Source organism: Staphylococcus sp. HMSC059F04 (genome assembly GCF_001812565.1).
In the GTDB taxonomy this organism is placed as follows: domain Bacteria; phylum Bacillota; class Bacilli; order Staphylococcales; family Staphylococcaceae; genus Staphylococcus; species Staphylococcus lugdunensis.
In genome coordinates, this window is sequence record NZ_KV809470.1 from 61,712 (window position 1) to 75,659 (window position 13,948).

Annotated in this window: 15 protein-coding genes; 10 read left to right on the plus strand and 5 right to left on the minus strand. The window is 34.7% G+C overall.

All coding sequences use genetic code 11. From position 1 onward, the window contains the following. Positions 1-110: 110 nt before the first annotated feature. Entirely contained in the window at positions 111-254 is a 144-nt protein-coding gene (locus HMPREF2864_RS12175) for a hypothetical protein (RefSeq protein WP_176745262.1), read from the plus strand. Positions 255-311: 57 nt separating this feature from the next. On the opposite strand, the gene HMPREF2864_RS07315 is transcribed toward HMPREF2864_RS12175, so the two are convergent. Then, on the minus strand, positions 312-1,244 hold the full coding sequence (locus tag HMPREF2864_RS07315; protein WP_062078326.1) for a ketopantoate reductase family protein: 933 nt from the start codon (positions 1,242-1,244) through the stop codon (positions 312-314). Between the two features lie 468 nt (positions 1,245-1,712). Here HMPREF2864_RS07315 and HMPREF2864_RS07320 point away from each other — a divergent pair, with 468 nt between their 5' ends. The 8 genes from HMPREF2864_RS07320 to HMPREF2864_RS07355 all read left to right on the plus strand — a co-directional run bounded on the left by HMPREF2864_RS07320 (position 1,713) and on the right by HMPREF2864_RS07355 (position 10,096). Next, positions 1,713-2,831, plus strand: a complete 1,119-nt coding sequence (locus HMPREF2864_RS07320; protein ID WP_002491959.1) for an ABC transporter ATP-binding protein — start codon at positions 1,713-1,715, stop codon at positions 2,829-2,831. 27 nt (positions 2,832-2,858) lie between these two features. Next, a complete protein-coding gene (locus HMPREF2864_RS07325) occupies positions 2,859-3,827 on the plus strand; it encodes an ABC transporter permease (protein ID WP_002479125.1) in 969 nt (322 codons plus the stop codon). A 10-nt stretch (positions 3,828-3,837) separates the two neighbouring features. After that, on the plus strand, positions 3,838-5,529 hold the full coding sequence (locus tag HMPREF2864_RS07330; RefSeq protein WP_002479124.1) for an extracellular solute-binding protein: 1,692 nt from the start codon (positions 3,838-3,840) through the stop codon (positions 5,527-5,529). Between the two features lie 13 nt (positions 5,530-5,542). Next, entirely contained in the window at positions 5,543-6,439 is an 897-nt protein-coding gene (locus HMPREF2864_RS07335) for a carbohydrate ABC transporter permease (RefSeq protein ID WP_002460890.1), read from the plus strand. 13 nt (positions 6,440-6,452) lie between these two features. Then, a complete protein-coding gene (locus HMPREF2864_RS07340) occupies positions 6,453-7,313 on the plus strand; it encodes a metallophosphoesterase family protein (RefSeq protein ID WP_002460889.1) in 861 nt (286 codons plus the stop codon). After that, positions 7,297-8,637, plus strand: a complete 1,341-nt coding sequence (locus HMPREF2864_RS07345; RefSeq protein ID WP_002460888.1) for an MATE family efflux transporter — start codon at positions 7,297-7,299, stop codon at positions 8,635-8,637. The genes HMPREF2864_RS07340 and HMPREF2864_RS07345 overlap by 17 nt, the downstream gene beginning before the upstream one ends. After that, positions 8,630-9,394 carry a DeoR/GlpR family DNA-binding transcription regulator gene (locus tag HMPREF2864_RS07350; protein ID WP_002460887.1) on the plus strand — a complete coding sequence of 255 codons (765 nt, stop codon included), beginning with the start codon at positions 8,630-8,632 and terminating at the stop codon, positions 9,392-9,394. Before HMPREF2864_RS07345 ends, HMPREF2864_RS07350 begins: the two co-directional genes overlap by 8 nt. A gap of 123 nt (positions 9,395-9,517) precedes the next feature. Further along, positions 9,518-10,096 (plus strand): histidine phosphatase family protein, encoded by a 579-nt coding sequence (locus HMPREF2864_RS07355; RefSeq protein WP_002460886.1) that lies wholly within the window; start codon positions 9,518-9,520, stop codon positions 10,094-10,096. A 271-nt stretch (positions 10,097-10,367) separates the two neighbouring features. Here HMPREF2864_RS07355 and HMPREF2864_RS07360 read toward each other — a convergent pair whose 3' ends face one another. The 4 genes from HMPREF2864_RS07360 to HMPREF2864_RS07375 form a co-directional block, all read right to left on the minus strand. After that, on the minus strand, positions 10,368-11,414 hold the full coding sequence (locus tag HMPREF2864_RS07360; protein WP_070545377.1) for a sensor histidine kinase: 1,047 nt from the start codon (positions 11,412-11,414) through the stop codon (positions 10,368-10,370). Continuing rightward, positions 11,415-12,104 (minus strand): response regulator transcription factor, encoded by a 690-nt coding sequence (locus HMPREF2864_RS07365; RefSeq protein WP_002460884.1) that lies wholly within the window; start codon positions 12,102-12,104, stop codon positions 11,415-11,417. Beyond that, on the minus strand, positions 12,082-12,540 hold the full coding sequence (locus tag HMPREF2864_RS07370; RefSeq protein WP_037540730.1) for a DoxX family membrane protein: 459 nt from the start codon (positions 12,538-12,540) through the stop codon (positions 12,082-12,084). Before HMPREF2864_RS07370 ends, HMPREF2864_RS07365 begins: the two co-directional genes overlap by 23 nt. 117 nt (positions 12,541-12,657) lie before the next feature. Further along, positions 12,658-13,086: a DM13 domain-containing protein gene (locus HMPREF2864_RS07375; protein ID WP_002460881.1), complete on the minus strand. Its 429-nt coding sequence runs from the start codon at positions 13,084-13,086 to the stop codon at positions 12,658-12,660. Positions 13,087-13,750: 664 nt separating this feature from the next. Here HMPREF2864_RS07375 and HMPREF2864_RS12180 point away from each other — a divergent pair. Beyond that, positions 13,751-13,912 carry a hypothetical protein gene (locus HMPREF2864_RS12180; protein ID WP_002460879.1) on the plus strand — a complete coding sequence of 54 codons (162 nt, stop codon included), beginning with the start codon at positions 13,751-13,753 and terminating at the stop codon, positions 13,910-13,912. Positions 13,913-13,948 lie beyond the last annotated feature (36 nt).

The window sequence follows — 13,948 nt, forward strand, 5'->3', positions numbered from 1 at the left end:
TCGACAAGAAATTCCACAAGCAAAGGAAGTTGGGGTAGGCCCCAACAGAGAGGGAGCGGGACAGTATTCATAATGAATTCGTAGTCCCGCCCCGGCAAGGTTGACTAGGATTGAAAAAAGCTTGGTATAAGCGTATTTTCAATCCAGTCAACTACTGTCAATATTTAGTTCACAGCTTAAAACATGTTCCAAGCCCAACGGATAAAGCAAGTTGGGGTGGGGCCCCAACAGAGAGAAAGGAACAAGCATTGTGAATTGTATTATGAACTGCAATGATTTGACTGCAATCAATCGCCAAGGAATAGGTATCGTTAGTGATTTTTCATTTCTAATTGGTGAATAAGATGGGTGATTAATGCATTTGTAGGTGTAGGAATATTAAATACTTTACCATATTCAACGATTTGACCATTAAGATAGTCGATTTCTGTTAAGCGGCCGTTATTATAATCTTGATGCATTGAAGGGTAATGTAGGCCCTGTGCTTCTTTTGGATAAGAGGCTTCAATTTTGTCTAAGAGCGTTTGTCGATTTAAGTCAATATGTTTTGCCTGTCCTACCGATATAATCTCGTCAACAATTGGCGTAATCATATCTTGCGCATCTTCATAACAGCCAAATTCATAAATCGTTTTATCTAAAATGGTACATAAAGGATTTAACACGCTATTCAAAGTTGCTTTAGACCAAATGGATTTGAAGACGTCAGAACTGATTTGTGCATTTAAGCCAGATGTATTGAGCATGTTTAATATAACTTCAGTTCGAGAATCTTTTTCGCCATCTGCACGTTGTAAATCAATGGCACCTTCACCTTCTAAAAGTAGCTGTCCTGGGCCTCTTAAACCTGCTGTCCACATCGTTACGGCTAGATAAATTTGAGATAATGGCACTAATTTAGACAAGCGTTCTTCGTGACCTAACCCATTCATCATGCTTAGTATTGCTGTATCTTTGTGAATTGTATTAGCTTCTTGTAAATGTTGTAACATTTTTTCAGATTGCATGGCTTTCGTTAAGATGATAATTAAATCAAATTGTCCTGATACATCTTTAGTTAGAACTGCTGGAATATTGACAGTATAAGTATCCGTCTCTGTTTGGACTTCCATACCATTTTCATTGATGCAATTGACGTGTTCTTGCCAATCATCGATTAACGTGACATCATAGCCAGCTTGTTTTAAGGAAACGCCAATTCGTCCACCCATGGCACCTGCGCCCGCGATTGCAATTTTATACATGATTAGACACTCCTTAATTATTTTTTATTTCACAAGTGATATATCCCAATTCATTATTAAAAAAACATTTATAAACTTAAGGATAAAAGTATCAAACATTGAATCTAAGTGTTCAAACCAGTCCATCATGATTACGTTATTTATTTTTGATGGTCAAGATGAAAGGGCTTTTCTATGTTTGTCTTATTTCCAAATAATTGTGAGGACGCAAGTTAATGAGTGTCAACGGGGTTTTCAATATGTTTTGTTAGTGTTATGTGAATTTTATTATTCTAGTGTAAATATTTTTGAATAATCTTTGTTTTAAAAATAGATATTTTTTCTGTTATTTCAATGGTTCGTAAGATGAATATTTTTGAAAATTTATAATCAAAAATTTGGACTTTAATCTTTTTTTATCAAACAAATATATTTAATTAACAAAAGCATTCTAGAATTTAACTGTAAGATCATTTAAGGAGTGAAAATATGATAACGCTCAAACATTTGAACAAAGTTTATGACGGGAATCATTATGCAGTTAAAGATTTTAACCTAGAAGTTGATGATCAAGAGTTTGTTGTTTTTGTAGGGCCCTCTGGATGTGGCAAATCTACAACATTACGTATGATTGCTGGATTAGAGGAAATTAGTGAAGGTGAGATTTATGTAGACGATCAGTTATTAAATCAAGTTCAACCTAAAGATCGTGGTATTGCAATGGTGTTTCAAAACTATGCGTTATATCCGCATATGTCTGTGTACAAGAATTTGGCATTTGGATTGAAAATGCGCGGCATTCATAAAAAGGAATACGATCAACGTATTCAAGATGCAGCGAAAATATTAGAAATTAGTCATTTGTTAGATCGGAAACCAAAAGCACTCTCAGGTGGTCAACGTCAACGTGTAGCACTTGGCCGTGCGATTGTCCGTGATGCGAAAATCTTTTTAATGGATGAACCTTTATCTAATTTAGATGCAAAGTTAAGAACGCATATGCGAACGGAAATTATTAAGCTACATAAGAAAATGGGTGCTACTACAATTTATGTCACGCATGATCAAACAGAAGCGATGACAATGGCTACTAAAATTGTGTTATTAAAGGATGGTGTGATTCAACAAGTTGGGTCGCCTGAAGAGATTTATCATCATCCTATTAATCAGTTTGTTGCCACATTTATTGGAAATCCAACAATGAATATGATTCCGTTAGACATTAAAGATCAAAGTTGGTTGTTCAATCAACAACCTGTTGTTGATGCTCAAGTATTGGGAGTATTTGAGCATAATGCTTTAAATTTAGGTATTCGTTCTGAAAATATTCAATTTTCTACTGAAAGCGCTGCGTTAAAAGACTATGAATTACAATTGCCAGATTGGCAGGTGACGTTAGTAGAACTAATTGGCGCTACAAAATTAATTCATTGCGTGAATGGGGAAACACATATCGTTGTTTCTACTGATAATCAAATGGACTTAAAGCCAGGGGAAACCATTCATTTAGGGATGCAATTAGCAGACTGTCATTTATTTGATCGTGAAACAGGTGACTTAGTTACGCCTCAGCAGCAAGCGATGAATTCAGAAACAGTCAGTATATAACAAAACAAACAGATTGGAGTAAGTACAGTGAAAGAAACGCTACACGTCAATCATGCACACCCAGTTAAGCAGCATAAAGTGACTTTGCTACAACGTATTTGGCAGCATAAAGTATTGTATCTTATGTTGCTTCCTTGCCTCCTCTTTTTTCTAATTTTCAATTATATTCCAATGGCAGGGTTGGTCTTAGCTTTTAAAGAATTCCGTTTTGATACGACGATTTTCGGTGGACAATGGGAAGGTTTCAAATATTTCAAGCGATTTTTCTCTGATTCTCAAAGCTACCAAATTATTATCAATACCTTAATTATCAGTGGAATGAAATTAGTACTCGCTTTGCCATTTCCAATTGCTCTGGCAATTATGTTTAATGAAATCTCACATACGAAGAAGTTAGGACGCTTCCGTGGCTTATTCCAAGGGGTCATGTATATTCCACATTTCTTATCTTGGGTTGTTGTTGTTGGTATTTTTCAAAAAGTACTCGCGCCTGATAGTGGATTGATTAATCAATTAATTCAGCAATTTGGTGGCAATGGCGCTACATTCTTTATGATGAATCCTGAATATTTCCATACAATTATGTTTTCAAGTTATTTATGGAAGAACGTGGGTTGGGACTCTATCATTTATTTTGCTGCCATAATGGGAATCAATCCTGAAATTTATGAATCAGCTAAAATTGATGGCGCTAATCGTTGGCAGCAAATTATTCATATCACACTACCGATGTTGACACCGACGATTATTATTTTATTCATCTTATCGTTAGGGGATATTTTGAAAGCTGGTTTTGATCAAATCTACTTATTAAAAACACCTGGTAATGCAAAATACGCAGAAATTTTGGATACTTTCGTGATTCGTACTGGTATTCAGCAAGGGGATTTCAGTTATTCAATAGCAATTGGTTTGTTACAAGGTGTGATTGGCTTGATTTTGGTCATTGTAGTGAATCGTTTTGCAGATAGAAAATTCAACACATCATTATATTAAGGAGAAGACAATGAAACATATAAAAAAATTGAGTATTTTATTATTGGTGTTACTACTTGTATTTGTGACTGCTTGTGGCAAAGATGAAGATGAAGAGAAACGACGCGCAGACGCTAAAGGAAAACCTAAAACATGGATTGCAGATCGCAAACTAAAAGGGCTCGTCTTTCAAAGTAAGAATGACGTGTCACCAGAAATGAATAAAGAAATTGAAAAAGAATTAAAAAAGAAGACTGGTATTACGCTTGAATTACAAACGGCATCGGGAAATGACTCTACAGAAGCGCTAACTTCTGGTCTAGCTTCTGGAGATTTACCAGATTTCATTGTGTATTATTTAGATAATAGTGGTCGTCCAGAAATGAAAGTATTAAATAAAGCTGCGAAACAAGGGCAACTAACAGATTTAAAACCATTACTCAAAGATACAAATGTGTATAAAAAGTACTTAAAGAAAGATTATTTACCTAAAGATACGCGTGACAATATTATGTTTCCTAAAGATTTAGACGGGACGTATTTTGTGCATATGGGTATTAACCGTAAACCAGGTGATCCAGGCAGAAAAGTAGTTGGCGGTCCTTATATTCGTAAAGATATTGCAGAACAACTAAATTTAGATCCAAGCTCTATTAAAACATCAAAAGACATGAAAGCATTAGCTGAAAAAATTAAAAATCATCACTTCAAAGATGACAATGGTAAAGAAATTACACCTATAGGACCTACAGCATGGGGTGGTAGTGATCGTACGGCTTTTTATAACGACTTAGTATGGACTGGTGGGGCAGATGAAAAGTTCCAAATAGATCATGATAAGGTGAAACATGAATCAGATACAGATTATGGCATGAAACGTGTAAAATATGTGAAGTCATTAATGGATGAAGGATTGATGCATAAAGCCTTTTATACTATGTCTGAAAACCAAGCTAAAGAAGGGCTTGTAAATGGTTCATGGGGCATTGTGTCAGATTTGCACAATTACGTGACTGAAAACCAAAGTATGAAATACATTCCGCTAGGGCCTTTAAACACGGTTAAAGGAAAGTACCAAATGGAAATGTCTTATAAATCAGGATATGGCGGTTGGTCAATTCCTAAAAGTACAAAACACCCTGAAGATGTAGTGAAGTTAGCGGATTTCTTAGCCAGTCGTGAAGGGAAATTATTAGGTGAATATGGTATTAAGGGACGCGATTATAATTTAGACAAAAAAGGCAACCCTGTTGTGAAAAAAGAAGTGTTAAAAGAAATAGATGAACATCCAGATCAAGCGAAAAAAAGAGGTTTCCGTGGTGCAGGTTCATACTGGGCTGACCACTTAGGACTTACCGATGTAGATAATCTAGATGATTTTGGTGAAAGAGAGTATGGCGACAATGCTCGAAAAAAACAAGGTAAAACAAATCCAGAGAAAATGGCCGAATCATGGCATTATGATGAAAAATTAAAGCATGCAAAAGTTATTGATGGTTTAACAGTTAAATCCTTCTTACCAAAGTTTGATAAAGGTGAAGAATTGGAAATAGCCTTGGATGAATACGATGAATCTTTAAAACGCGCGTATTATGCTAAAACTGACAAAGAGTCTGAACGAATTTTAGAAGATGCGAAAAAGAAATTAGACCAAGCTGGTCTCCCAGAATTTGAAAAAATGATTGAAAAGAAAATAAAAAATGGCGAAAAAATACGATTCTAAAGGATGACAATGAATGAAAATCAAGCGAGATTGGAGCAGTATTATTATTCGCAGTATTTCCTGGGTGATTATTATTACCCTTGCACTATCAATTCTGTTGCCGATGATTAATATTATTGCATTAGCTTTCAATAGTGGGGCTGATGCACAAAAGGGTGGTATTACCTTTTGGCCGCGTCAGTTCTCATTAGATAATTTTAAGGAAATATTTAAACAAGGAACCATTTTGAATGCGTTGTTTATTAGTTTGGCTAAAACGATTATTGGTACAGTGCTTAGCGTTATATTAACCGCTATGGCTGCATATGCATTAACGATTAAGTCGCTACCGTTTAGAAGAACAATTTCTTTTTTCTTAGTCTTTACGATGTTATTCAGTGCAGGTGTAGTGCCATTATATATCTTATTGAATCAACTAAGCCTGACAGATACATTTTGGGTTTATATTATTCCATCGCTATACAGCGTGTATAACATTTTAATCATGCGTACGTTCTTCAATCAAATACCAATTAGTGTGATTGAAGCGGCACGTATAGATGGCTGTAATGATTGGCAAATATTTTGGAAAATCATCTTGCCGATGAGTAAACCTGTTATTGCGACAATTACACTCTTTAATGCGGTAAGTCAGTGGAATGATTGGTTTACAGGTGCATTCTTTGTTAGAAATCCGCAGTTAAAGCCATTGGCAACCGTCTTACAAGATATGTTGACGAGCCAGGATTCTATCGCCAATGCGTTGAAACAAAAGTCAGGTGCATATCAAATGATTGAGCGCATTACGATTACAGGGGACTCACTACAAATGGCAATGATTGTGTTGCTAATTATTCCTGTACTGTTACTTTTCCCGTTTGTCCAAAAACACTTTGTTAAAGGTGTTAATATCGGTTCGACCAAAGAATAAAGGAGTATAGACAATGTCAAAATTCAAAATCATGCAATTTACAGATTTACATTTAAGTCCGAAAAATAATGACAAAGATCAACAGACGTATCAATTGCTTGAACAACTCATTACCACATATCAACCAGACTTATGTATGTTTACGGGTGATCAAATATGGTCTCAAGGTGTGATGGATTCTGAAAAGGTATACCGAAATCTGATTGAATTTTTAAATCAATTTGACACTAGCATTGCGACGACATTTGGTAATCACGATACAGAAAATCATTTAAGTCGCAGTGATTTAAGACAAATTGAAGCCGAGCTTGCAAACAACTATGCATGTAAGAAGCATTCGAAGATTGTTAATGATAAAGAAGCATATGTGTTAGAAGTATATGACAATGACCAGTTATCACATTTGCTTTACGTTATTGATGGCGGAGATTATAGCACAACTGCTATTGGTCAATATGCTTATATTCACCCAGACCATGTGGCATGGATTGCTGAAGTAGAACGCTATTATGAGCAACAAGATCAAATCATGCCTAAGCATAACTTGTTGTTTACGCATATTCCTATACCAGAATATCAAGCCATTTCACAAACTAAATTGTATCACGGTATTTTTAATGAGGAGATAGGTTGTCCAACAATGAACTCAGGACTTTTCGCACAAATGCTGCATTCTGGCAATATTGAAGGCATGTTTTGTGGTCATGATCATGACAATGATTTTAGCTTCAATCATTATGGCATTCATCTAAATTATGGTCGCATCAGCGGATTTCATTGCTATGGTGATATTACTAGGGGCGCGCGTCTAATTGAATTATCACCAAACAAACCATATGAAACAAAGATTGTAGAATATGACCAGTGTTTCTAAATCTCGTTTTCAAAAGATATATGTTCCTATTTTAATAGAGCAACTGTTTATGATGTTGATGGGTCAAGCTGACGTGATTATGCTGAGCGCATATGATACCAAAGCGATTGCAGTATCAGGGATAAGTACCCAAATACTAACACTGTTGACTTTTGTGATTACGATTGTCCATGTGGGTGTTTCTATTCGCTTAGTGCATCAAAAGGAACGGGATATGACAGCGATTAAATCGGAACTATATCATAGCCTGACATTGAATTTAGTACTTTCAGCGTTACTTGGGATTACTGCACTTATTTGTTATCGCTGGATTTTGATGCTTATGCAGGTTTCACAAGACATTTTTGAACTAACGTATCAATTTGGCGTGATCTTACTACTTGGTTTTGCTATTACAACAGCTCAGATGCTGGTCAGCACGATATTAAGAATTTTATATATGGCTAACATTGCAGCTAAAATCACAGTAGGTATTAATATCATCAATATCATATTAAGTTGTTGCATCTTGTTTGTCTTTACAGATTATGTAGGTAACCCTATTTTAGCGGTAGCTGTTGCCACACTGATGAGTCGATTGTTGGGACTGCTATATGGAGGCTATTATTTAATTAAAAAATATAAACCACAAGCAAAGTTTTTAAAGTTAAATATGTTCATGACTAAAAAAGTAATTTTACTGGGTTTACCAGGTGCTGGTGAACAAATTTCTTATAACTTTGCACAGACGATTACGACGGCCTTTATTGCGGTGTTAGGAACCGAAGTTCTGGCAGCTAAATCACTAACAGTCGCTATTAGCAATGTATCATTTTGCGTTGCGATGGCATATAGCCTAGCTAGTCAAATATATTTAGGGAAATTAATTGCGCGCAGGAAATTCAATGTATTACATCGTAGTGTATACAAGGGTTTAGCCATCAATGTGTTGCGTTCAGCAGTCATTATGGTTGCGGTTGTTGGTGTGTTCTATAGTCTGGGGCGCTATATCTCAGGTGATGACAGTGTGTATCATTTAACATTATCGTATTTAATGTTGTTTATTGCACTGGAGCCTATAAGAGCGATTAATAACTTTATTGTCGATATACTTAACGTCGCTGGAGATGTTCGCTATCCAGTATGCGTGAATGTCATAACGACTTGGTGTTTGTTAATTCCGCTATCATATCTTACAGCATTTGTCTTAGGCTGGGGATATATTGGTATTATATTAATAAATATTTTTGAAGAAGGTGTGCGCTTTATATTAATCATTCGAAGATGGGATAAGGGACACTGGAAAATGAAACTAGCACAGATAGGAGTTCATTTGCATGTATAAAAAGAAATCGAGACTTGAAGTGATTTGTGAGCGAATTGCTACGCATGGAAAGGTATTTGTGAGTGATTTAGCATTATATTTTGAAGTTACACCAGAGACCATTAGAAAAGATTTAGAAACACTCGAAGAAGATAAAAAAGTGACAAGAATACATGGTGGTGCGGTCAAATATAACTATTTGAATAAAGAGCAGTCTTATACAAATAAATGGGAAAAGCAAGCGCAAGTTAAAGAGCGTTTAGCAATGCGAGCAGCTCAGTTTATTAATAATGCAGAAATTATCGTGCTAGATGGAGGAACAACGATAGGCCGTATTCCCAAGTATTTAAATCATCTATCAAATTGTACGTTTGTTACAAATTCATTTATGACAGTTATGGAATTAAATAAAGCAGTTGAGGAACAACGTATCGAAGCAGAGATTATTATGCTTCCAGGAATATCCAACACAGAGCAAGATGTTGTACGTGGTTCATTAACAAATCAAGTATTACAACAATTTAAATTTGATAAAGCATTTTTATCTTGTGGCGCTTTTGATACATCTCAAATTTATGAATATGATTTAGAAGAGGCTTTAGTGAGTAACATGATGCTTCAGAAGAGTAGTGAAACCTTCTTGGTTGCAGATAGTACTAAACGTGATAATAACGCATCTTTTGTCATTAATGATTTTAAAGCAATAGATTATATGATTACGGATTATGCTAAGCCAGATCATGTTGAATTTGACAACAACCACTGGTTACAAGTTTAAGCTTTAGTGCATTGTGGATAGGGTATTTTATGTTCTATCTGGATTGAAAAACTAGGTATCAAGCATTTTTTACACAGATAGGGCGATACTAAAATAAAAAATAGGACTTAAAGGGGTATTGATATGAAAAAAACATTATATTTAATTAGACATGGACAAACAATTTTTAATAAAAAGTGTCAAATCCAAGGCGCATCTGATTCACCATTAACGGATTTAGGAAAACAACAAGCAGCGCTAGCCAAAACATACTTTAATCAATTAAATTTAAGTGACTATGAGTTATTCTCTTCAACGCAAGAACGTGCTTCGGATACATTAGAAATTATTTTCCCTAATGAAAATTATCGACGATTGAAAGGCATTAAAGAATGGAATTATGGTATATATGAAGGTGAATCTGAGCTGTTAAATCCGCCACATGATAGTGTGATAGATTTTGGTTCATTCTTTGCAGACTATGGTGGAGAAACGGCAGATGAAGTACAACAACGAACAGTTAATACATTACAAGAAATACTTAATGAAACGAACAAGCATAACGTTGTAGTCGTAAGTCATGGGGATGTTTTATCTTTATTTACGCATACATGTTTACCATTAGCGGAAGCAAGTGAAATGAAATTTACGAACTGCTGTATCTTAAAATTTGACTATGAAGATGGTGCATTTACTTTTAAATCAATACATCATCCAGCATAAACAACGGAAGGCAAGATTGACTAGGATTGAAAAACGCTTGGTATAAGCGCATATTCAATCCAGTCAACTACTGCCAATATAACGTTCATAGTCTAAAACATAATGATGTCCAGACCCATGGGCTTCTTTGTTTTAATCCGTTATATTTATGCCTCAAACTGTTATTAGGTTACACTGACGTTTGTGTGCGGGTATACTAAAGGATGTCTAAATAAAAAGATAAATGTAACTGTTACAGCTGCTAACTAAGCTAGTGAAAGTTTTAAGGATATCAGCTAAGTTTACTCTTGTGTGTGTTAAAAGTTAGCGTCATGGTTGTACCTTCATTGAGCTTGCTATCCACCGTAATATGACCATCAATTTGATGAGCAAGCATTTGAGCAATGTATAATCCAAGACCCGAGCCACCACTCTTGAGGTTACGTGAGTGCTCGATACGATATGTGCGTTCAAATATGCGTTTTAAATGGTGCTCAGCGATACCGCAGCCTTGATCAGTGACTGCAATCGACACATGCGTCGTATCGACTTTCTTAGCAGTGACAACAATAGGTGTTTCTAGTTTAGAAAATTTTAGAGCATTATCTAAAAAATTTGATAAGATTCTTTCAATAGCCATTCCATCTTGTAAGAAGCGAGGAATGCCTTTTTCTACATCTACAATAAGTTCACGATGTTGCTGTTCTATTTGTTGCTGATAAGCTTCTAAGATTAGCAATAATAATTGATCGATTTGTAAGTAACCAAGGTCTTGTGAATGGCCGCTTACCGTCATCATTGTAGTTAAATCATCAAACATATGGCTTAATCTATCTGATTGGGAAATTAATACTTTATAAGCATGTTGTTGTCGTTCTTCTGTGTTTATGACACCATCTTTTAAAGCTTCAGAATACGATTTAATTGTAGCTAACGGGGTTTTTAAATCATGTGCTAAATTTTGTACCATATGAATTTTTTCAGTTTCTTCACTCTTAATGCGTTCCATCTGCTCGCGTACTTTGGTGACCATGGTTTCAAATGAATCATTTAACTCTTTTAATTCTAAAGGTGATTGAATATCTAATGCCTCTATTTCAAAGCTGCCATTGGCTACTTTCTGTGTTTCATGGTTTAACTTTTCAATCTTATGAATGGTGGGTATTGAAAAAGTCATAGCGATCATCATTGTAACCATACTTGAAATAAGAGAGAACAGCGTAAGTAGCAGTGTCTGCGCCATGTCAAACCACATTAATTCATTGAGTACAAATAAAAATAGAGTTGAAAACGTGATCGATGTAAAAAACGAGATAATAAGTTGTTTACGTATCGTCATTTAATACCCCCTGTGGAACTTATAACCAAGTCCCCAAACAGTGGAAATGATGTAGTCTTTATAGTGATGTTGTTCTAATTTATCTCGCAAACGATGAATATGAACATTAAGCGTGTTCATATCCTCATAATAGTCATAACCCCATACTTGTTCGAGTAAATCTGTTTTAGATAATGCAACATTTTCATGGGTTGCAAGATACCAAAGTAAATCAAATTCTTTAATTCTAAGCGTGATAGTTTCGTTGTTAATTGTCGCTGTTTTAGTTAAGTTATCAAGTGTTAATGCCCCAAAAGATAGTGCACCTTGTGTTCGTGCGGATGAATGTTTAACCGTGCGAGATAAGATGTTTTTAGCTCGAATCACAAGTTCTCTAGGGCTAAAGGGCTTCTTGACATAATCGTCTGCACCCAACATTAAGCCATAAATCGTATCTGATTCTGTTGTCTTAGCGGTAAGATAAATATAAGGAATATCTAATTGTCTAGCCTTCATTTCTTTTATAACGGCATAGCCATCTTTCTCTGGCATCATGATGTCTAGAATAAATAAGTCCACGTCTTGTTCGAGCAAATCTAATGCTTCTTGACCATTTGAAGCAGTCAACACTTCATATCCTTCAAATTCAAAGTATGTTCTACATATGTCTCTAATATCAGGTTCATCATCAATGATGGCGATTCTTTCCATTTACATCATTCCTTGATTGTTTTTTCTTAAAGAAATGCATTAATTCAAGAGATTGTAATGTTTCTTTATTCATTAATAATATTATAAAGAAAAATAGTTGTAATGGATACGTAAATATCATATCTGCGAGAATGTAATTTAACATCACAAATGTGCCGAAAAAGCTAGCTGTATAAGATAGAACGCCAAATAATAAGCCTAGACCTATGGCGATTTCACCAATGGGGATCATCCATTGAAATAGGTCTAAATGATGTGCGACGACATGTTCAAAAAAGTATTTATACCACTCTGGGGAATCTTGGTTTTCTTTAATAACGGGAACAAGCCCATCAACGGCAAAACCTCCCGTCAATTTTTCATAGCCTTGCTTTAGTATAACGAAACCACTGCCCATTCTAAGTAAAAGTATGATGATCTTCCATGTCATTGTCATGGCGTTTGTCATCGTGTTTGTCTCCTTTGCTGTTAAAAAATGAGATAGCATGCCTTAATGATAGACGTCTATCTCATCAGTTGTATGATTAATCTATATGTTATTAAAAGGATGTTGTTATTTTATTTTGGCATTTCCAAATACAACATGTGCTTTATCGCAATAAATCGTTACTGTATCGTACGCTTTGACATCGATGCCTTTTAAGTCAAATGTTTGTTCTTTTTCATCATATTTAACTGCATCGATTTTTTTACCGGTTTTAATATCACCATTTTTTGTTAAATAGACATGTAAGTCTGGTCCTTTTGAAGATTTGAAGTCTGTCAGCATTAATTTGTTGTCTTTAATCATTGCTTTTCCTTCAACGGTTTCTTTGTTTTCTCCTTTAAACATCCCTTTTTCTGCAGTTGTATGGTTAGATTTTTGATTTTCCGTTTTTTTCTCATCTTTTTTTGTATCACTGTCATGATTTGAATTTCCACATGCGCCTAATAATAGTGATGTTGCAAGTGCTGTTGATAATAATAAAGTTTTTAATTTCATAATCTATTCCTTCTTTCTTTGTGATGTTTACATGCTTAATCATACGAAGAAAATATACAAAATCACATTAACTAACTATTAATAATTCTTAACTAATTCTTAAATATCAGGATTGTTAAAATAAAATTTTAATTTAACATATGTATGATTTTTAGCTTTAAATTATTTTGTGGACTTATTATGAAAAGGGTGTAATTGGTTTTACAATATTACTGTGAAGGTGTGTTATTAAAGGAAGTTTAGTCGTTGGATTGAGCGAAGAAGGTTGGGTTGGCAGTGTTTAAGTAAAGATGAACAGCAAACATACATGAGACACGCAATACATAAGTTTAAAGATAGTGCTGCCCATTATACCACCACTGAATTGTCTGAGGTATTCGCATAGCTATAGGAATTAAAATAAGTCTAGGATATAATTTTTTTAGGCGCTAAACGCTATATTGTCAGTAGTTGACGGGATTGAAAATATGCTTTCCATTTTTATTTGTAATTTATGTAAATATAAAATGACAATTGTATGTATTATGATTTAAGTCACAACATACGAGTTGCATATATCTTATACTTAAATGGAAAAGTACATGCTTTATATTGAATTCAAATGTTCAGCGTTAGATATAAAGCATATGATTAAGCTAAAGTCTCTCATCAAAGGAGGATAACGATGTCTAAAAATGTACTAAGAATGCTTATTGCCATGGTTTTTGTTATTTCGACAATTGTCTTTATTGTAAAGCAAGATTGGTTATTTGCGGCAATATTTGGTGTTGTTGTTATTGTCTTTGTACTTAGATGGACAAAAGAGATGAATCAGCATAATAAATGACGAATCAGCTGATAGAAACGATATGCATTGACTGCA